Here is a 20,953-nt window from a genome sequence, read left to right on the forward strand (position 1 = left end):
GCGAACGGCCCATCAAGCCGATTAGTGCTTGTTGAACACACCGCTAGGCAGAAACCTCGTGTTGGAAGGACGCACCTTGGCAGTCGATCGCCAGTCCACCTCAACCACCATCCCGAATGCGCCGCATCGCGCATCGTTCGCAAAGATCAGCGAGCCTTTGGAGGTACCGGGCCTCCTTGATCTCCAGCTCGATTCCTTCGAGTGGCTCGTCGGCTCGCCCGAGTGGCGCGCCAAGGCCATCAGCCGAGGCGAGGAGAATCCCGTCGGCGGCCTGGAGGACATCCTCCACGAGCTCTCCCCGATCGAGGACTTCTCGGGGTCGATGTCGCTCTCCTTCTCCGACCCTCACTTCGACGAGGTCAAGGCCTCCGTCGAGGAGTGCAAGGACAAGGACATGACCTACGCGGCGCCACTCTTCGTCACCGCGGAGTTCATCAACAACAACACCGGTGAGATCAAGTCGCAGACCGTCTTCATGGGCGACTTCCCGATCATGACCGACAAGGGCAGCTTCATCATCAACGGCACCGAGCGTGTCGTCGTGTCGCAGCTCGTCCGCAGCCCCGGCGTCTACTTCGACGCGGCCATCGACAAGGCCACCGAGAAGACCCTCCACACCGTGAAGGTCATCCCGGGCCGTGGCGCGTGGCTGGAGTTCGACGTCGACAAGCGCGACACCGTCGGTGTGCGCATCGACCGCAAGCGTCGTCAGCCGGTCACCGTGCTGCTGAAGGCTCTCGGGTGGACCAACGAGGAGATCACCGAGCGCTTCGGGTTCTCCGAGATCATGATGTCCACCCTCGAGAAGGACAACACGGCCAACCAGGACGAGGCCCTGCTCGAGGTCTACCGCAAGCTGCGTCCGGGCGAGCCCCCGACGCGCGAGTCGGCGGAGAACCTCCTCGAGAACCTGTTCTTCAAGGAGAAGCGGTACGACCTCGCCCGCGTGGGTCGCTACAAGATCAACAAGAAGCTCGGTCTCACCGACAACCCGATGACCGGTGAGTCGGTCCTGACCCGCGAAGACATTGCGGCGACCGTCGAGTACCTCGTGCGTCTGCACGAGGCCGACCCGCACACGGTGTCCTTCGCGCAGGTCGCCGGACCGGACAGCCTCGAGGTTCCGATCGAGGTCGACGACATCGACCACTTCGGCAACCGTCGCCTGCGCACCGTCGGCGAGCTGATCCAGAACCAGATCCGCGTCGGTCTCTCGCGTATGGAGCGCGTCGTGCGTGAGCGCATGACCACCCAGGACGTCGAGGCGATCACCCCGCAGACCCTGATCAACATCCGTCCCGTCGTGGCGGCGATCAAGGAGTTCTTCGGAACGTCGCAGCTCTCGCAGTTCATGGACCAGAACAACCCGCTGTCGGGCCTCACGCACAAGCGTCGTCTGTCGGCGCTGGGTCCCGGTGGTCTGAGCCGCGAGCGCGCAGGCCTCGAGGTTCGTGACGTCCACCCGTCGCACTACGGCCGCATGTGCCCGATCGAGACCCCTGAGGGTCCGAACATCGGTCTGATCGGTTCGCTCTCGGTGTACGCGCGGGTCAACCCGTTCGGCTTCATCGAGACGCCGTACCGCAAGGTCATCGACGGCGTCGTCACCGACGACATCGAGTACCTGACCGCCGACGAGGAAGACCGCTACCTCATCGGTCAGGCGAACACCAACTTCGACCTCAACGGCACCATCACCGACGATCGCGTGCTGGTCCGTAAGAAGGGTTCGGAGGTCGAGTTCGTCGGCGCGGGCGAGGTCCAGTATCTCGACGTGTCGCCGCGGCAGATGGTCTCGGTCGCGACCGCGATGATCCCGTTCCTCGAGCACGACGACGCCAACCGTGCCCTGATGGGTGCCAACATGCAGCGTCAGGCCGTGCCGCTGGTCCGTAACGAGTCGCCGCTGGTCGGCACCGGTATGGAGTTGCGTGCAGCGGTCGACGCGGGCGACGTCATCGTCTCGTCCAAGACCGGTGTCATCGAAGAGGTCTCCGCCGACTACATCACCGTGATGGCAGACGACGGCACCCGCGACACCTACCGCATGCGCAAGTTCGCCCGCTCCAACCACGGCACATGCGCCAACCAGCGCCCGATCGTCGACGAGGGGCAGCGTGTCGAGGCGGGCCAGGTCCTCGCCGACGGCCCATGCACCGAGAACGGTGAGATGGCCCTGGGCAAGAACCTGCTCGTGGCGATCATGCCGTGGGAGGGTCACAACTACGAGGACGCCATCATCCTGAGCCAGCGGCTCGTGGAGGAGGACGTTCTCACGTCGATCCACATCGAGGAGCACGAGATCGATGCCCGCGACACCAAGCTGGGTGCCGAGGAGATCACGCGCGACATCCCGAACGTCTCCGACGAGGTCCTCGCCGATCTCGACGAGCGCGGCATCGTGCGTATCGGTGCCGAGGTCCGCGATGGCGACATCCTGGTCGGCAAGGTCACCCCGAAGGGCGAGACCGAGCTGACCCCGGAAGAGCGTCTGCTGCGTGCCATCTTCGGCGAGAAGGCCCGCGAGGTTCGCGACACGTCGCTCAAGGTTCCCCACGGCGAGACCGGCAAGGTCATCGGCGTCCGCGTCTTCAGCCGCGACGACGACGACGATCTCGCTCCCGGTGTCAACGAACTGGTCCGTGTCTACGTGGCACAGAAGCGCAAGATCCAGGACGGCGACAAGCTCGCGGGCCGCCACGGCAACAAGGGCGTCATCGGCAAGATCCTCCCGCAGGAGGACATGCCGTTCCTGCCCGACGGCACCCCGGTCGACATCATCCTGAACACCCACGGTGTTCCGCGTCGTATGAACATCGGTCAGATCCTGGAGACCCACCTCGGGTGGATCGCCAAGACCGGCTGGAACATCAACGTCGCCAGTGGTGTGCCCGACTGGGCGTCGAAGCTGCCCGAGGACATGTACTCGGCCGAGCCCGACACCAACACCGCGACCCCGGTGTTCGACGGAGCCCGCGAGGAGGAGCTGACCGGACTGCTGTCCTCGACGCTGCCGAACCGCGACGGTGAGGTCATGGTTAACGGCGACGGCAAGGCGACGCTGTTCGACGGTCGTTCCGGCGAGCCGTTCCCGTACCCGGTGTCTGTCGGCTACATGTACATCATCAAGCTGCACCACCTGGTCGACGACAAGATCCACGCTCGCTCCACCGGTCCGTACTCGATGATCACCCAGCAGCCGCTCGGCGGTAAGGCCCAGTTCGGTGGCCAGCGCTTCGGTGAGATGGAGTGCTGGGCGATGCAGGCGTACGGCGCTGCCTACACCCTGCAGGAGCTGCTGACGATCAAGTCCGACGACGTGGTCGGCCGCGTCAAGGTCTACGAGGCCATCGTCAAGGGCGAGAACATCCCCGAGCCGGGCATCCCCGAGTCGTTCAAGGTGCTTCTCAAGGAGCTGCAGTCCCTCTGCTTGAACGTCGAGGTGCTGAGTTCCGACGGTGCGGCGATTCAGATGCACGACACCGATGACGAGGATCTCGAGCGCGCTGCCGCCAACCTCGGCATCAACCTGTCGCGCAACGAGTCGGCCACTGTCGACGACCTCGCGAACTGACACTCGCTGCCGCCGGTCACGGGTATTCGTGACCGGCGGCCTACGGCCCTTTATTGACAGAGCTCTGGAAAGGTAACAAGTGCTCGACGTCAACTTTTTCGACGAACTGAAGATCGGCCTTGCAACGGCCGACGACATCCACAACTGGTCGTACGGCGAGGTCAAGAAGCCGGAGACCATCAACTACCGCACGCTCAAGCCCGAGAAGGACGGCCTGTTCTGCGAGAAGATCTTCGGACCGACTCGCGACTGGGAGTGCTACTGCGGCAAGTACAAGCGAGTGCGCTTCAAGGGCATCATCTGCGAGCGCTGCGGCGTCGAGGTCACCAAGGCCAAGGTGCGTCGTGAGCGGATGGGCCACATCGAGCTGGCCGCGCCGGTCACGCACATCTGGTACTTCAAGGGTGTGCCGAGCCGCCTGGGCTACCTGCTCGATCTCGCGCCGAAGGATCTCGAGAAGATCATCTACTTCGCCGCATATGTCATCACCTCGGTCGACGACGAGTTGCGCCACAACGAGCTCTCGACCCTCGAGGCCGAGATGGAGGTCGAGAAGAAGGCTGTCGCCGATCAGCGCGACGCCGACCTCAACGAGCGTCAGCAGAAGCTCGAGGCCGATCTCGCCGAGCTCGAGGCCGAGGGTGCCAAGGCCGACGTGCGTCGCAAGGTGCGCGACGGCGGCGACCGCGAGATGAAGCGGATGCGCGACGCAGCACAGCGTGAGCTCGATGCTCTCGAGGAGCTGTGGGACAAGTTCGTGAAGCTCTCCCCAGGCGATCTGATCATCGACGAGAAGCTCTACCACCAGCTGCAGGACCGCTACGGGGAGTACTTCACCGGTGCGATGGGCGCCGAGGCGATCAAGAAGCTCCTCGAGAACTTCGACATCGACGCCGAGGCCGAGTCCCTGCGCGAGACCATCCGCAGCGGCAAGGGACAGAAGAAGCTGCGTGCGCTCAAGCGACTGAAGGTCGTCGCGGCGTTCCAGCAGTCCGGCAACTCGCCGCTGGGCATGGTGCTCGACGCCGTGCCGGTGATCCCGCCGGAGCTCCGTCCGATGGTGCAGCTCGACGGTGGCCGCTTCGCGACCTCCGACCTCAACGACCTGTACCGCCGCGTCATCAACCGCAACAACCGCCTCAAGCGACTGATCGACCTCGGTGCACCCGAGATCATCGTCAACAACGAGAAGCGGATGCTGCAGGAGTCGGTCGACGCTCTGTTCGACAATGGCCGCCGCGGCCGTCCGGTCACGGGACCGGGCAACCGCCCGCTCAAGTCGCTGTCGGATCTGCTCAAGGGCAAGCAGGGTCGTTTCCGTCAGAACCTGCTCGGCAAGCGCGTCGACTACTCGGGCCGTTCGGTCATCGTCGTCGGTCCGCAGCTCAAGCTGCATCAGTGCGGTCTGCCGAAGCTGATGGCACTCGAGCTGTTCAAGCCGTTCGTGATGAAGCGTCTCGTCGACCTGAACCAGGCACAGAACATCAAGAGCGCCAAGCGCATGGTCGAGCGGCAGCGCCCGGCCGTGTGGGACGTGCTCGAAGAGGTCATCGCCGAGCACCCGGTGCTGCTCAACCGTGCGCCCACCCTGCACCGTCTGGGCATCCAGGCGTTCGAGCCGCAGCTCGTCGAGGGCAAGGCCATCCAGTTGCACCCGCTCGTGTGTGAGGCGTTCAACGCCGACTTCGACGGTGACCAGATGGCCGTGCACCTCCCGCTGAGCGCCGAGGCGCAGGCGGAGGCACGCATCCTGATGCTGTCGAGCAACAACATCCTGTCGCCCGCGTCGGGTCGTCCGCTGGCCATGCCGCGTCTGGACATGGTGACCGGTCTGTACTACCTGACCACCCTCAAGGAGGGCGCGGCAGGCGAGTACACCCCGGCGACCGACGACGACATCGAGCGCGGTGTCTACTCGAGCCCGGCCGAGGCCATCATGGCCGTCGACCGCGGTGCGCTCACCGTGCAGTCGCGCATCAAGGTGCGTCTGACCGATCAGCGTCCGCCCGCCGACGTCGAGGCCGAGCAGTTCCCGGATGGGTGGAAGTTCGGTCAGCCGTGGGATGTCGTGACGACACTGGGTCGGGTGCTCTTCAACGAACTGCTCCCCGTCGAGTACCCGTTCGTCGACGAGCAGATGCCGAAGAAGCGTCAGGCGGCGATCATCAACGATCTCGCCGAGCGCTACCCGATGATCGTCGTCGCGCAGACCGTCGACAAGCTCAAGGACGTCGGCTTCTACTGGGCCACGCGTTCGGGTGTGACCGTGTCGATGGCCGACGTGCTGGTGCCGCCGGCGAAGGCGGAGATCCTCGAGCGTTACGAGGAGCGGGCCGACGGCCTGGAGCGCAAGTTCCAGCGTGGTGCCCTCACCCCGGACGAGCGTCGCGACGCCCTTGTCGAGATCTGGAAGCAGGCCACCGAGGAAGTCGGTAAGGCCATGGAGGACTACTACCCGGACGACAACCCGATCACCATGATCCCGAAGTCCGGCGCGACCGGAAACATGACGCAGGTGCGCAACCTGTCGGGCATGAAGGGGCTGGTGACGAACCCGAAGGGTGAGTTCATCCCGCGTCCGATCAAGTCCTCGTTCCGTGAGGGTCTGACCGTCGCCGAGTACTTCATCAACACGCACGGCGCTCGTAAGGGTCTGGCGGACACGGCACTTCGTACTGCCGACTCGGGTTACCTGACCCGTCGTCTGGTCGACGTCAGCCAGGACGTCATCGTCCGCGAGACCGACTGCGGCACCGAGCGCGGCATCACCGTGCCGCTGGGTGAGAAGCAGCCTGACGGCACGATCATCCGCGACGCGCACGTCGAGACATCGGCGTACGCCCGCACCCTGGCATCGGACGCGGTCGACGAGAACGGCAACGTCATCGTCGAGCGCGGTCACGACCTCGGCGATCCGGCCATCGAGGCCCTGCTCAACGCGGGCATCGACAAGGTGAAGGTGTGTTCGGTGCTGACCTGCGCGACCGGAACCGGTGTGTGCGCGATGTGCTACGGCCGTTCGATGGCCACCGGCAAGCTCGTCGACATCGGCGAGGCCGTCGGTATCATCGCGGCGCAGTCGATCGGCGAGCCCGGTACCCAGCTGACGATGCGTACGTTCCACCAGGGTGGTGTCGGTGACGACATCACCGGTGGTCTGCCGCGTGTCCAGGAGCTCTTCGAGGCGCGCGTACCCAAGGGTGTCGCGCCGATCGCCGAGGTCTCCGGACGGATTCGTCTCGAGGACGACGACCGCTTCTACAAGATCACGATCATCCCCGATGACGGATCGGAAGAGGTTGTCTACGACAAGATCTCGAAGCGTCAGCGTCTGCGTGTCTTCAAGCACGACGACGGCTCCGAGCGTCTTCTCGCCGACGGCGACCACGTCGAGGTGGGCCAGCAGCTCATGGAGGGTTCGGCGAACCCGCACGAGGTGCTGCGTGTGATGGGTCCGCGTCAGGTGCAGGTGCACCTGGTCAACGAGGTCCAGGAGGTCTACCGCAGCCAGGGTGTGTCGATCCACGACAAGCACATCGAGACCATCGTGCGTCAGATGCTGCGTCGCGTGACGATCATCGACTCGGGTTCGACGGAGTTCCTGCCCGGCTCGCTCACCGAGCGCGCCGAGTTCGAGGCCGCGAACCGTCAGGTCGTGTCCGAGGGCGGCGAGCCCGCTGCCGGACGTCCGGTGCTGATGGGTATCACCAAGGCCTCGCTGGCGACCGAGTCCTGGCTGTCGGCGGCGTCGTTCCAGGAGACCACGCGTGTCCTGACCGATGCGGCCATCAACAGCCGCAGCGACAAGCTGATCGGTCTGAAGGAGAACGTGATCATCGGTAAGTTGATCCCGGCCGGTACGGGTATCAACCGGTACCGCAACATCGAGGTCCAGCCGACCGAGGAGGCCCGCGCGGCCGCCTACGCGGTGCCGTCCTACGACGACACCTACTACAGCCCGGACGGCACCTTCGGTGCTCCCGCCGGCGCTGCGGTTCCGCTCGACGACTACGGGTTCGGCAGCGACTACCGCTGATCACCTGCTGATCGACACCGACTCGGCCCCCGCACTTCTCATGAGTGCGGGGGCCGAGTGCTGTTCAGGGCCTCTGTCACCAGATCATCGGCGCGAGGAACTTCGCCGCGTAGGCACGTAGCGCGCCGGGGTCGTCGATGTCGATGGCATGCGAACTCGTGAGCGCGAACGACATGATCAGCCGGAACATCGTCTCGCCTGCGAGTTTCAGATCGGCGTCCGGCATGTTGGCGCCGGCGGCGCGCAGGGAGTCGACGATGCTGGCGCTGAACTGATCGACCAACGTGACCACACTCGGCTCGTCGAGTCCGATGATCAGGTCGACGATGCCCGGCTCGTCGGCGATGATCCGCTTGACCAGGTCGCTGCTGCGAGCACGTGCGATGGCGACCTGGAAGCCCTCGATCACCGACTGCCGCGGGTCGAGATGGCCGACGGCGTCCTCCATCGCGACGAAGAAGTCCCGCTGGAACTGTAGGACGACCTCGGTGAGCAGCGCTTCCTTGCTGGGGAAGCGTCGGTACAGTGTGCTGCGGCTGACGCCTGCGTCGCGGGCGATCCGATCGATACTGGCGCGACGCACACCCGTACGCACGAACTCTGCCGACGCCGCCTCTACGATGCGACGTTCCTGCCGCTGCTGATCCGCAGTGCGCCGTCGGTGTGTGGAACTGAGCGTGGTCATCGGATGTGCACCGCTCGGCCGCCTGCGACTGGTTCGGACATGGGTGAACCATATCCCACAGCACTGTTTCACTGAGGCGAATACTCGACACCGTCGGTATGGAGCCGGGTGAGTCGAATCCAGCCGTGTTTGTGCACGTGATCCTGAGTTCTTTCACAGAGGTGTGACACCGGGCATGCTCATGTGTGATACTCACCACTGATCGAAAATGGAACCGGGGCACTTCATATGTCTCAAAACCAAACAAATGCTTGATTGGATGCTGGGGGTTGCGCGTGCCGGTGGCGCAGAGTGTGCAGGGCTTCGGCCGCACGGTGAGGCTCGGCGTACGCACCTCTGTCATCGCGGCGACCGACATCGTGGGCGGCAGGTTTCCGATCCGGGAGGCGACGGTGCAGGCGTGGTTCCTGCTCAGCATCACGGTGCTGCCCGCGCTGCTCATGGCTGTTCCGTTCGGAGTCATCATCGCCGTACAGATCGGTGGCCTCACAAGCAACCTCGGCGCGACGTCGATGGCAGGTGCAGTCGGCGGCATGGGCGTGATCCAGCAGGGCGCCCCCATGGCAGCCGCGCTGCTCCTCGGGGGAGCGGGCGCGTCGGCGATCACGGCAGACCTCGGGGCACGGACTGTGCGCGAGGAGATCGACGCGATGCGGGTGCTCGGCATCGATCCGACCCGACGCCTCGTTGCGCCGCGAATGGTGGCGATGGTCCTGGTCGCTCCGGTGCTGTCGGTGCTCATCATCGTGATCGCTGTGGCTGCCAGCTTCATCGTGGCGATCGTCGGCCAGGGTGTGATCGCCGGTTCGTACTGGCAGTCGTTCGGCAGCTACGCATCGACCACCGATCTGTGGATCTGCCTGGGTAAAGCGGTCGTCTTCGGCTTCGTGGTCGTTGTGATCGCCAGCCGTCGCGGACTCGAAGCGGCAGGCGGGGCGCGCGGAGTTGCCGACGCGGTCAACGCCGCGGTCGTGCTCGGCATCGTCGCTTCGATGGTCATCAACGTGATCATCACCCAGATCACGACCCTCTTCATTCCGCCGCAGGTGATCTGACAGTGGTGGTGAGCTGAGATGGCACAACGCACTGGTGGGTTCGTTCCCAGCACCAAGTTCGCGCGGCTGGAGAAGGTCGCCGACGAGGCCGGTCGGCCGTTCGAACACATCGGTCGCCAGGCGACATTCGTCGGTGACATCATCGCGGGTCTGCCGCACACGGTGCGCGCCTACCGTAATCAGACACTCGCGGCGTTCGCCGAAACCACCTGGGGGAACGGCTCGATCCTCGTCGGCGGAGGCATCGCGAGTGTGCTCGCCATTCTCGGCGTCTCGGTCGGTGGCATGATCGGGATCCTCGGCGTCACCTCGTTGTCGTCGCTGAACCTGTCACCGATGGCAGGCCTGATCACCGGGTATGCCGCGACCCGCGAGATGGCCCCGATCGTGGCCGCCGTCGGATTCGCGGCCCAGGCCGGCTGCCGCATGACCGCAGAAATCGGATCGATGCGGATCTCGGAGGAGATCGACGCCCTCGAGGCACAGGCGATCCGGCCGATCCCGTTCGTGGTCGGCACCCGCGTGATCGCCGGTGTCCTCGCGATCGTGCCGTTCTACCTGATCTCGCTGTGCCTGGCCTACCTCTCGTCACGCATCGTCGTCAGCGTCGTCTACGGCAATTCGGCCGGTGCCTACGATCGCTACGTCGAGGCCTTCGTGAGTCCGGTCGACGTCGTGTACTCGACGATCAAGGTCGTCGTCTTCGCTGTCCTGGTGATCATCGCGCACACCTACTACGGCTTCTTCGCGCACGGCGGTCCGGAAGGCGTCGGCATCGCATCCGGTCGGGCCATCCGTGCGAGCCTGGTGCTGATCGTCGCTGCCGACATGGCCATGTCGCTGATGTTCTGGGGACTCAACTCGGGGCTGAACTTCGCATGAGCAGAGCACGCGAACTGTCTCCCGCGTCGCTGCGCAAGCGCGGCGTCGTCGCCGTTCTCATCGTCGTCGCGGTCGTGGTGCTGTTCGTCGTGAACCCGTTCGGCGGGGGTGACGACACGGTCCGCTTCGCCATCGACGCGCCGTCGCTGCCCGACGGTGTGCAGGAGGGCGTACCCGTCGACATCCGTGGGGAAACCGTCGGAAAGGTGTGCGGACTCGACATCTCGCGACGCGACGTCACCCGGATGGAGGTGTGCGTCGACAAGAGCGCGATCGGTGAGCTGACCGAGAACACGAAGGTCAGCTTCGTGTCGCGCAACCTGTTCGGCTCCGACGCCGTACGCCTGAACCCCACGGGCTCGGGGCCTGCGGTGACCGGCGGCAGCGTCATCGCGCTCGCCCAGGCGCCGTCGGACTACACCGTGACCGCGACGGTGCGCAGCGCGGGATCGTTCACCCTCCCTGTGCTCTCGCCGCAGCTCTCGGATCTTCTCAACCAGCTCAGCGACACGACGGTCCGGTTGTCGCCGTTCCTGACCGCCGCGACGGTCACGCTGCAGACCGTGCAGCAGGGACAGCGCACACGTCTGAGTGCACTACTGCCCACCGCCGCCGATGCGTTCAGCGGTGTCGGTGCGGCAGGTGCCGGTGGCGTCAAGGCACTCGAGGTCCTCAATTCGAATCCGCTACTGCTCGACCACGCGTACGTGCGCCAGGTGGCGCAGATGATCGGAGACATCGGAGATCTGTTCGGCGGCATGGGATCACTGTTCAACGGGCTCGCCCCCTTCGGTGCGTTCATGGATCTGACGAACGCCTTCACCACACCACTGGGCCAGTCACTGCAGGGGGTGACGCCCGCGCAGGTCGGCGCGCTCGTCGACAGGTTCGGCGGCGCGTTCCACACCGACCCGGGGACCGGCCGCACGACCCTGTCGGTCAGCGCGAATCTCGACGTCGTCCCCGCCGTCGCGACCCCGCTGAGCCAACTTCTGACACGAGCAGGAGGCGGGTCATGAGGAGCGCATCGTCGGCGACGAAACGCCTGCTGCTCGTGGCGGCCGTCGTGATCCTCGCGCTGTACGCGATCGTGCAGGCGATCAACCGGCCCGTCGGCGGCGACGTCGAGACCTATCGCGCCGAGTTCACCGATGTGTTCGGGCTCCACAAGAACGCAGATGTTCGCGTTCGGGGTGTACAGGTGGGCAAGGTGCTCGACATCGATCTGCAGCGCACGGGCGTCGCCGTCGTGACATTCACGGTGCGGCAGGAGAATCGACTGGTCGGTCGCGATCAGCTCGCGATCCGGTTCCAGAATCTCGTCGGCCAACGGTATCTCGCTATCACCAAGGCGGAGGTGACGCCGACGGTGAACTCCACCGAGCCGAACGACTCCGCGCCTCTCGATCCGAGTCGGGTCATCCCCGCCGCGAAGACGATGGGCTCCTTCGACATCACCAAGCTGTTCAACGGGTTACGGCCACTGCTGCAGGGAGCCGATCCCGAGGTGTTCAACACCTTCGCCAGCAACATGCTCGATCTCCTACAGGGGGAGGGGAACGTCGGACTCGGTGACGTCCTCGCTGACGTCGAGCGGCTCACGCACTTCGCGACGGACAGGCGCGTACTGATCTCGACGATCGTCGACAATCTCGGCGTGATCTCGAACGAGTTGCACGGCAAGTCGCAGATCATCAAGACCATGATGGACGGACTGGGCGTGCTGTTCGACACGCTCGAGACCAAACTCGACCTCCTCAAATCGGCGTTCGGAAACGGCGCCAAGGTCTTTCCGCCGATCGTCGACCTCTTGTCGAACCTGTTCGACCTGTCGCTCGGCGGTCACGACAACGTGTCGGCGCGCATCATGCAACTCGTACCCGACACCAATGAGTTCGCACGGGTGCTCGGCGCTCTGCCCACATTCCTGGCGACCGTGAACGCCTCGATGAGCCAGTTGGGATTCGACGCGACGTGTTCGCACGGCCAGGTGTCGCTGCCCGATATGGGCCAGATTCTTCTCGGCGGGGGGAAGGTGACGTTGTGCCGAGCATGAGCAGGATCTCCGACTTCGCCGTCCGCGACCAGGTGTCGCACCGCGCCGAAATACTGTGGGCCGTCGGGATCGTCGTCGTCATCGCGGTGCTCGTGGCCGTGTGTGGTGTCCTCTACCTCTCGCCTCCGGGGCGTGAGACGGTACGCGCGGTGATGTCGGAGAGTGGCGGCATCAAGAGCGGCACCGAGGTCAGGATCGCCGGTGTCACCGTCGGCAAGGTGACCGATGTCGCGTTGTCCGACGACAAGGTCGACGTCACGCTCTCCGTCGACCGAACCGCCTTCCTCGGTGATCAAACCTCCCTCGACGTCCGGATGCTCACCGTGGTCGGCGGGGCCTACGTCGCGTTGCTGCCATCCGGGAACACACCACTGGGAGACAACGTGATCCCCGAATCGAGAACCTCGGTGCCCTACTCGATCTCCGAGGTTCTCGACGCCGCCGCGAAGACGACGTGGGGTATCGACGCACCCACCATGCGCGGAACCGCAGTGGCACTGACCAACAGCCTCGACGCCGCGCCGGGTGCGATTCACGGCATCATGTCCGACGTCGATACCCTGACCGCTCTGTTCGACAAGCAACAGAACCAGCTGAGAAGCGTTGCCGCCATCGGCAGCGAGTACACCACGGCCATGGCCGCCCAGCGGCAGACACTCACCGAGATGATCGGCCGCATTCACTCGGTGCTACCCCTGATCATCGGGTACAAGGACCGCGGCATCATCACCTACGACGCTCTCGCGCAGTTGGTGCTCTACGTCGGTGACATTCTCGGTGAGCCCTACCAGGCGCGTATCAAGCCCCCACTGCAGAAGATCATCGCGTCGGCGGGTGAGACCAGGGACATCGCCGCGAAGATGAGCGTGGCGATCACACAGTTGCGCGGTATCGCCGACAAGTTGACCCGCACTCTCCATCCCGACGGTGTCGCACTCGATTTCGGTGATCAGGTGATCGACGACACGTCGATCTGCATCCCGTTGGCGGGCCGCCGATGCTGAGGACCTCCGTCGCCGCACTGCGCGGTCGCCTGGCAGCCGTTGTCGTCGCCGTACTCGTGGTGGCGTTGCTCGCGGGCGCAGTGGTGTTCTACCTGCGCTCGACGTCGAACAACGCCCGTGCGCTCTGTGCCCGGCTACCCGATTCGGCAGGACTCTACGCGGGCAACTCGGTCAACATCAGAGGCGTCACCATCGGCAGGATCACGTCGCTCTCGCCCGAGAACGGTTACGTGGCAGTGCACATGAAGGTCGACGACCGGCCGTTGGCGTCGGACCTCAAGGTGGTCGCGATCAACAACTCGGTTCTCGCCGACCGCAGGCTCGAGCTGGTAGGCGCCGACTCTCACGGAGGTGCGCAACTCGCGTCCGATGCCTGCGTACCGCTGTCGCGAACCTTCACACCCATCTCGGTCAGCGCCGCATTCCAGTCATTCACCACGATGTTCAACGAGGTCGGTGGAGCCGGAACCGATACGAAGAAGCCTGTGGGAGACCTCATCTCGACCGCATCGAAACAGATCAGCGGAACCGGCGGCGACATCAACCGGATCATCAAGAACATGTCGGGGCTCATGGCGCAGCCCGACGAGTTCCTCGCGTCGATGCGTTCGGTGTTCGACAACCTCGCCACCCTCACCGACGTCACCACCGAGAACTGGGACGATCTCCGCGACATCGGCGTCAACTCGGCGTCGCTGACGTTCATGATGGGCAGGCTCATCGAAGACTTCGTCTACATCTTCCACGGACTCTCGGAGGCTGCGCCCGGCATCGACGATCTGCTCGGTGACCTGCTCCCGCCGCTGCTCGACACCGCCGACATCGCATCGCCGCTGATCGATCTGGGCATCGCGAAAACCCCTGACCTGTTGGCCATCCTGCGCGAGATACCGGCGATCACCACCACGTTGTCGACGACACTGGGCCGCTCCGCACGAGGAATGCCGGTGTCGGTGTCCGGACCCCGGGTCCTGACCAGAACCCCGAGTAGTGCGGCACTATGCGGACTGCTCAACAGAACTCGCGCGGGGAGTTGCGACCCGCGCACCGGCCAGACGGCCGTGGTCGACCTGACCGACGTGGTGAGCAGTGCGGTACAGGGAGGTCTCGTCCGATGATGCGCCGCGGAATGTCTCTCGGGTTGTGTGTGCTGGCGGTGGTCGCTGCCCTCGCGGTGGTCGCAATCGGGCGTGGTACCAACCCTGCCAATCTTCTTCCCAGACTGACGTCTTCGTCGTCGGACTCGAAGACCATCTACGTCGACTTCTCATCCGTGGTGAACCTGCCGCTCGGTGCGCGGGTGCTCTCGCGTGGCACGCAGATCGGCACACTCGAGTCCATCGCACTGGTCCCCAATGCGGCCCGCCTGACCCTCGGGATCAAGCCCCAGGCCCAGGTGCCCGTCGGCTCGAAAGCCGAACTGCGACAGTCGACGATGCTCGGCGACATCTACGTAGCGCTGATCCCGCCCACCACCGCCGACGCCGCCGTGATGCACGACGGCGACACCATCGGACTCCACGACACCGACCCCGGCCCACAGATCGAGGACATCATCACCAACCTGGCCGACTTCATGGCAGGGGGCTCGCTGATGCGGGTGCAGGAGTCGATCCGGAAGGTCAACGAGTCCGTCGACATCAAGGATGGGGACCTTCCCGCGGCATCGCGCGTCGGCGCGCAGGACATCAGCGATCTCGCTCGCGGCACCGATCACCTGAGTTCGATGATCGACACGCTCGATTCGGCGAGTCGTGAGATCGCCTCCGATCCACAGTTGCTCGCGTTGTCGATGGGCCCGCAGGGCCAGTTCGCCGTGGGCGCGGTCTTCGACGCGATCAGCGAGGGATTCAAACTCGTGGCAGGCTCGAGCGCGCTGGCCATCGGGCTGAGCTGGCTCACCCCGCGACTGGCGGAGCTGAATCCGTTCCTGGAGAAGATCATCCCACTGCTGCGCAGCTATTCGGCGACCTCGACACAGTTCAACGGCAACATCGGCAAGGTCATCGACGTGACAAAGACGAAGCTGGTTCCGTTTGCCCGCAACGGCGGGATCTCCGTCGACAAGGTCACGGTCGGCGCAGACCACCGCGAGGTCACCCAATCGGTTGCGGCGGTGCTCCGCATGATCGGCGCACTCCGATGAAGGCGCGTTACGCGTTCTCCATCATCGCGACCATCGCGGTGCTCATCATCGCGGTCGCCTACCTGTCGATGGGCGTCCTGAAGATGCAGGTCTTCTCCGACCAGACCACCGTCACCATCACCGCCCCCAAATCCAATGGACTGCACGCCGGTTCGGCAGTGTTGCTCCGAGGCGTGTCCATCGGCAGTGTGACGTCGGTGTCCTATACGTGCAGTAACGACATCGAGTTCCAGATCGCCTACGACGCCTCGCACCGGATTCCGTCGAACAGCAAACTCGTGATCGAAAACCAGTCAATGATCGGCGAGTCCGGGTTGTTCCTCATTCCGCCATCCGACGGGCAGGCCGAACCGATCAGGGGCGGACAGGCCCTGACCGCCTCCGTCGTCGAGGTTCCCGCGTCCGTGCCGGAACTGCTCGGGTCGACCCAGACACTGCTCGATCAGGTCGACCCGACGCTCGTCAACGACCTCGTCGACACCCTTGCGACCGCACTGGCCGGCACCGAGGGCGACGTCGAACGGCTCACCCCCGCCGCGCAGGTGCTGGCGGCGACGATGATCTACTCGCAGCCGGCGATCAAGAAGGTCATCGGGAATGCCACCACGATGCTGCAGGACGGCGCCTGGATCGGCCCCTCCCTGCGCCCCACCGCACCCCAACTTGTCTACGCAGGCACCAGCATTCGCGACGTCGTCACGGCGGTGAAGCCGTTCGCCACCTACACCGATGGCGGTGTGAAGATCCGCGAACGGTGGAAGCCGTCGCTGAACCGGTCCGCTGTGCTCGTGAACAAGATCGCGCCGCCGCTCGGCAGCATCGCCGACACGCTGCTGCCGACGGCACGGCAATCGGGCTCGGTACTGTCCCAGATCGACTTCGCGACCCTCCTGCAGCAGGCGATGACAGTCCTCCCCGGCGACAGTGTCGCGCTCAACCTGGGACCACCCAGATGACGCCCTCGACGGCCAGCGCAAGACATCCACACGCGGCCGTCACATCCACCAGCAACTGTCCCACTCACGACCAGCTGTCACATCCACAAGCAATGAGGAGTCAGCCAATGACCACTGACGCACACATCGACGACTCACCCGATACCACCGAGGACGCTCGTGACGCAGGGGCCGACAACGTGGCGGTCACGAGCACCGAGAAGGCGGACACCGAGAAGTCGAATACCGAGAAGCCAGGTGCGGAGGAGTCAGGTGCCGAGAACCCAGGTGTCGAGAAGTCGGGCGGCGAGTCGAGGGTCGTCGAAAAGCCCTCTGCGCGAGCGCAGGTCGTCGAGTATCTTCACCCGCGTCGGCATCCGGTCGTGACCGCACTGAGTGTGGTCTGTGTCGCTGCGTTGATCGCGGTCGCGGTACTCGCGGCGTTGTTCGCGCAGCGGTCGGCTGACCTGACTGCCGAGCGCGGACTCGCGGCCGACAAGCAGACTGCGGAGACGGTAGCGGGCAACTACGCCGTCGGCGCAGCGACGTTCGACTTCAACGACCTCAAGCCCTGGTCTGCCGCGTTGAAGAAGGGTACTGCCGCAGAACTCAATTCGCGGTTCGATGTCGCGGTGAACACTCTCACCCCGCTGATCCAAGAGGTCCAATGGGTGCAGACGGCGAAGCTGATCGCCGCGAAAACCGTTGACATCCGTGCAGATCGTCAGTTCGTCGTGCAGGTCTTCGTGTCGACGCACATGACCAGTACCCAGAACCCGAAGGGGCTCAACACCGTCACTCCGTACACCATCACGCTCGACCGTGACAGCAACTGGCTCATCACCGATGTCGCGGGAATCGCGGGCGCCGCACAGGACGGGTCGTCGGGGAACGGCACACCCAACCTCACGCCGGGCGATGGGGCCAACGGTGCACCGCAGAACGGTGCGGGCAACGGCGCCTCCGGCACCGGCGGCGGGGGCGAGAACACCGGCGGGGGAGCGGTTCCCGCGCAGCCGACACCGTGACCGGACCCGACCGACCGGCGGCGACCTGGTCGGCTGTCCTGCTGGTCGCGGCGACGGCCGCGGGCGTGAGTGTGCTGGCGATATGGGTGCGGGCCCAGGGTTCGACGATCCCGACGTCCACAGACCTCACGCAGCGGGCGGCGGCCAGTGCCGGTGCACCGGAGGAACTGACGGCCAGCGGTGTGGCGGGTGTGGCGGGAGCCGTCGTACTGGTCGCGGCCTGTCTCCTTGCAGCGGTGTCGCTGTGGTCGGTGAGCCCCACCTATCGCCGCGCGCGCGCCGGGTACGCGGTGATCGGCACCTGTGCGGTCGGCATCGCGGCGGTGGTGTGGTTCCTTCTGGATTCCGACCAGCAACTCGGGACTCTCGGCGGGGCGGTCGATGTGCGCTCCGACACCGTCGAGGTCGCCGTGTGGCCGTGGATCACGCTGTGCTGCCTGGTGATCGCGTGCATTGTCGGGGTGATGTTGGTGCCGCGCGCTGCGTCGTCGACGAGGGCATCAACCGACGTCACGCCTGATCTCGCTACTCGTGTCGATACGGCAGGTACTGCACGTTCCAGTGATTTCCGTCCGGGTCGTCGAAGTAGACGAAGTGACCCCACGCCTGCACGTCAACGTCGCTGACATCGACTCCGGCAGCGGCGAGTTCGGCCCGTGCGACGTCGATGTCGGAGACACAGAGCATCAGTGTGCCTGCGTTCGGCGGTGGAGTGTCGACGATGCCCTTGCCGAAGGCGATCGAGCACGACGAGCCTGCCGGTGTCATCTGGACGAACCGGATGTCATCGGTGGGCGACGAGTCGTGATCGGGATGGAAGCCGATGCGTGTGTAGAACGCTTTTGCACGGTCGACGTCCGCGACGGGTAGGAATGCGACTTCCAGGGTCCAGTCCATGATGTGCGGCCTCTCGAATCGGTTCGGGTGCCTTTCACCCGATGAGTTCCGACGATGCCGCATATCGCGGACAGCTCCGGTCCGCAATGATCTGACCTCAGAGCATCACGCCGAACATGATCGCCATACCGGCGGCCATACAGATCTGCGAGATGTCGCCTGCGAACGCCAGCAGATCCGACGGGGTGCCCGCCCGCCGTCGACGATCGAAGTACCGATACAGCCATACGACGGCGGCGACGGCGAAACCGATCGTCAGAATCGCGTTGATCGGGGTGACGTAGCCCGGTTGCGTCGAGTGGCCCATGTCCATCCCCGGCATGTCCATGCCGCCGGAACCGCCGTGGTCGTGGGCGAGCACGAGTTGCCCGAGTGCCGAGGTGTATTCGACGCTCCCCGATGCCATCGCCGGTTCGCTGCCGGGCAACAGACTGCCGTTCATCACCGCGTACATCCACGCCATCGCACCCATCATGACCGCGTGATACACCGCGACGGAGCGCCCGAACACGGAATCGGTGGCGGGCACGCAGCCGCAGTTCGCGCCACAGGTACACACGTCACCGCACCCGCACTCCGGTTCTGCAAGAACTGAACTCGGGAATGCGAGAGTTGCGAGGAACCACACGGCCGCGACGATGAAGAAGATCATCGGCCCGGTCGTCGGCCAGCTCATCGAGAACGGCCATGCCATCACGATCATCGCGACGGACATGATCAGGTGCAGTACGTGGCCGACGTATGCCGGCCAGTGCAGCCGCTGGCGCACCATGGCATACACGGTCAGTGCGGCTGCGATGGCGAACAGGATGGTGACGACCCATCGCAGTGCGAGGTTGTCGATCATCGGCTGGACTCCAGATCGGTTGCCGCCGAGCCGACGACGTCGTCGGAGTCCGCCTCGCGGTGTGCGTCTTCGGCCGTGCCGTGGACGTGGCCACCTCCACCCGAGCCACGACGCGTGGAGACGATGCCCCACACGCCGTCGACGATCACGAACAGCGCCAGCGGGATTCCGAACCACGGCACGAACCAGCCGAGTACCGCAACGATGATGACCAGGGCGACTGCCTCGCCGGGATGTAGTGAACTCAACGATCCTCGACCGGGCGCCTTGGGAAGACCGCCTCTCGTCGGACGTCGACGCCACCACATCAGATAGCCGCGCACGACCACGCTGATGAGTCCGATGCCGAGCAGCGCCAGGATGATCTGGTTGACGATCCCGTAGAGGCCCATGTGCGCGCTGATCGCCCAGTCGGTCATTTTGGCCATGAACGGCCACTGTGCGAAGTCGACGCGGTCGGTAACCGAGAAATTGTGCGGGTCGACGGCAATCGCGTCGTAGCGGGTGGGGAAGCCGCGGTTGTTCTCGTTCACCGACCACGCCGTACCCGCCTCCGACGGCGGGGTAATGACCATCGGTGCCCGCATGCCCGCGTTCTGGGCGGCGCGGTCGACCGCGGTGAAGTCCGATGGCGCGATCTCAGGCGGCGCGGCGTCGGTGCCGCCGCCGTGACCGGAATGTCCCGCGTGACCCGAGGTGTCGGAGTGCAGAGCGGTGGAAACTCCCGGCGTGGTCCACGACATTTCGGTGCGTAGGTTGCCGATGCTCTCGCCCGCATACCGCGACCAGCTCAGACCCGACGCCGAGAGCGCCACCAACCCGATGATGATCCAGGTGCCGACAGCACCGTGCCAGGTCAGCGTTCGGCGTCGTTTCGGGGCGTCGCGGTCGGGGACCAGCAGCCGATTGAGCTTGCGGGTCCGTCGGCGATGGCCGATCCACAGAATGAGTCCGCCGAGCGCGGTGACCCACAGCCAGCTCGCCGCGATCTCGCTGTAGTTGCGGCCGACGACGCCGAGATGCAGGTTGCGGTGCAGGTCGTCGAACCAGGCCCGCACCGGCAGCCACTCGCCGGATGTCGTGAGGGCGCCGCGAACCTCGCCGGTGTAGGGGTCGACGAACACGGTGCGGGTGCGATCGGCCGGGACGTCGTCGACGGCGAGACTGACGCGAGTTGTCGCGTCCGCGTTGGGCGCGGGGGTCACGGAGACGATGGTGCCCTCCGGGTGTGCCCTGCGCGCGGCGGTGACCTGATCGCCGAGCGACAGCCGCGCGGTGCCGACGTGGTCGACGGTCAGTTCGTGGCTGTAGACGGCACGGTCGACCTGCGGGATCAAGGCGTAGAGGGTGCCCGTGACAGCTGCAACGAGGAGAAACGGGCCGATCAGGATGCCCGCGTAGAAGTGCCACCGCAGCAGCAGCGGGCGCCAGCGCCGAGCGGCCGACGGTGCGCGAAACCGACCGCTCGCAGTGTCAACAGGAAACCTCGCAGTGTCAACAGGAAATTCCGTGTCCAGAGGCGAGGAGTCGGCTCGTGCCGTGTCGGCTTCCTGTGGGTCGGTCTCTGGTGAGCTGACGTGCGTTGGGCCGGCGGAATCGGAACTGACCACGGTTTCGGGACTTCCTTCGTCGGGGCGGGCTGACGCCGTCGCCTGGGCACGACAGCACTGTGAGGAGTAGTCGCACACCGACCGCCCGCGGTTCCCGACGCTCGAAAGTGTCCCCGATCACGTCGACCGTGCGCACCCAGCCGTCGACTGTGCGCTCCCAGCCGTCGACCGTGCGCGCCCTCCGCCGCGATCCCCCGC

The 20,953-nt window shown here is 65.2% G+C and carries 16 protein-coding genes; 12 read left to right on the top strand and 4 right to left on the bottom strand.

What is annotated here, in order from left to right; translation table 11 throughout:
- Nucleotides 1-76: 76 nt before the first annotated feature.
- Complete coding sequence (gene rpoB, locus GOACH_RS02135) at nt 77-3,574, top strand: DNA-directed RNA polymerase subunit beta (RefSeq protein ID WP_005169779.1); 3,498 nt, start codon at nt 77-79, stop codon at nt 3,572-3,574.
- Between the two features lie 79 nt (nt 3,575-3,653).
- A complete protein-coding gene (locus GOACH_RS02140) occupies nt 3,654-7,610 on the top strand; it encodes a DNA-directed RNA polymerase subunit beta' (RefSeq protein WP_005169780.1) in 3,957 nt (1,318 codons plus the stop codon).
- A gap of 76 nt (nt 7,611-7,686) precedes the next feature.
- Here the strand turns inward: GOACH_RS02140 and GOACH_RS02145 are convergent, their stop codons facing one another.
- A complete protein-coding gene (locus GOACH_RS02145; protein WP_005169784.1) occupies nt 7,687-8,295 on the bottom strand; it encodes a TetR/AcrR family transcriptional regulator in 609 nt (202 codons plus the stop codon).
- A 275-nt stretch (nt 8,296-8,570) separates the two neighbouring features.
- Between GOACH_RS02145 and GOACH_RS02150 the strand changes: the two genes are divergently transcribed.
- From GOACH_RS02150 to GOACH_RS23250, 10 genes are all read left to right on the top strand, one after another.
- Entirely contained in the window at nt 8,571-9,350 is a 780-nt protein-coding gene (locus tag GOACH_RS02150; protein WP_005169786.1) for an ABC transporter permease, read from the top strand.
- Between the two features lie 18 nt (nt 9,351-9,368).
- Nucleotides 9,369-10,232, top strand: coding sequence for an MlaE family ABC transporter permease (locus tag GOACH_RS02155; protein WP_005169789.1), 864 nt, complete (start codon nt 9,369-9,371; stop codon nt 10,230-10,232).
- On the top strand, nt 10,229-11,251 hold the full coding sequence (locus GOACH_RS02160; protein ID WP_005169790.1) for an MlaD family protein: 1,023 nt from the start codon (nt 10,229-10,231) through the stop codon (nt 11,249-11,251). The genes GOACH_RS02155 and GOACH_RS02160 overlap by 4 nt, the downstream gene beginning before the upstream one ends.
- On the top strand, nt 11,248-12,288 hold the full coding sequence (locus GOACH_RS02165) for an MlaD family protein (protein ID WP_005169793.1): 1,041 nt from the start codon (nt 11,248-11,250) through the stop codon (nt 12,286-12,288). Before GOACH_RS02160 ends, GOACH_RS02165 begins: the two co-directional genes overlap by 4 nt.
- Entirely contained in the window at nt 12,285-13,292 is a 1,008-nt protein-coding gene (locus GOACH_RS02170) for an MlaD family protein (protein WP_005169796.1), read from the top strand. Before GOACH_RS02165 ends, GOACH_RS02170 begins: the two co-directional genes overlap by 4 nt.
- On the top strand, nt 13,286-14,410 hold the full coding sequence (locus GOACH_RS02175; RefSeq protein ID WP_005169801.1) for an MlaD family protein: 1,125 nt from the start codon (nt 13,286-13,288) through the stop codon (nt 14,408-14,410). The genes GOACH_RS02170 and GOACH_RS02175 overlap by 7 nt, the downstream gene beginning before the upstream one ends.
- A complete protein-coding gene (locus GOACH_RS02180) occupies nt 14,407-15,438 on the top strand; it encodes an MlaD family protein (RefSeq protein WP_005169804.1) in 1,032 nt (343 codons plus the stop codon). Before GOACH_RS02175 ends, GOACH_RS02180 begins: the two co-directional genes overlap by 4 nt.
- Nucleotides 15,435-16,394, top strand: coding sequence for an MlaD family protein (locus tag GOACH_RS02185; RefSeq protein WP_005169806.1), 960 nt, complete (start codon nt 15,435-15,437; stop codon nt 16,392-16,394). The genes GOACH_RS02180 and GOACH_RS02185 overlap by 4 nt, the downstream gene beginning before the upstream one ends.
- Before the next feature lie 107 nt (nt 16,395-16,501).
- On the top strand, nt 16,502-17,401 hold the full coding sequence (locus tag GOACH_RS23085) for a hypothetical protein (RefSeq protein ID WP_005169808.1): 900 nt from the start codon (nt 16,502-16,504) through the stop codon (nt 17,399-17,401).
- Nucleotides 17,398-18,027, top strand: coding sequence for a hypothetical protein (locus tag GOACH_RS23250; RefSeq protein ID WP_005169811.1), 630 nt, complete (start codon nt 17,398-17,400; stop codon nt 18,025-18,027). Before GOACH_RS23085 ends, GOACH_RS23250 begins: the two co-directional genes overlap by 4 nt.
- Here the strand turns inward: GOACH_RS23250 and GOACH_RS02200 are convergent.
- From GOACH_RS02200 to GOACH_RS02210, 3 genes are all read right to left on the bottom strand, one after another.
- Nucleotides 17,927-18,298: a VOC family protein gene (locus GOACH_RS02200; RefSeq protein ID WP_005169812.1), complete on the bottom strand. Its 372-nt coding sequence runs from the start codon at nt 18,296-18,298 to the stop codon at nt 17,927-17,929. The two genes, GOACH_RS23250 and GOACH_RS02200, sit on opposite strands and share 101 nt — an antisense overlap.
- A gap of 97 nt (nt 18,299-18,395) precedes the next feature.
- The gene (locus tag GOACH_RS02205; RefSeq protein ID WP_005169815.1) at nt 18,396-19,145 is read right to left on the bottom strand and encodes a DUF5134 domain-containing protein; all 750 of its coding nucleotides are present in this window, start codon (nt 19,143-19,145) and stop codon (nt 18,396-18,398) included.
- The gene (locus GOACH_RS02210; RefSeq protein ID WP_005169819.1) at nt 19,142-20,755 is read right to left on the bottom strand and encodes a PepSY-associated TM helix domain-containing protein; all 1,614 of its coding nucleotides are present in this window, start codon (nt 20,753-20,755) and stop codon (nt 19,142-19,144) included. Before GOACH_RS02210 ends, GOACH_RS02205 begins: the two co-directional genes overlap by 4 nt.
- Nucleotides 20,756-20,953 lie beyond the last annotated feature (198 nt).

The organism is Gordonia aichiensis NBRC 108223 (genome assembly GCF_000332975.1).
GTDB lineage: Bacteria > Actinomycetota > Actinomycetes > Mycobacteriales > Mycobacteriaceae > Gordonia > Gordonia aichiensis.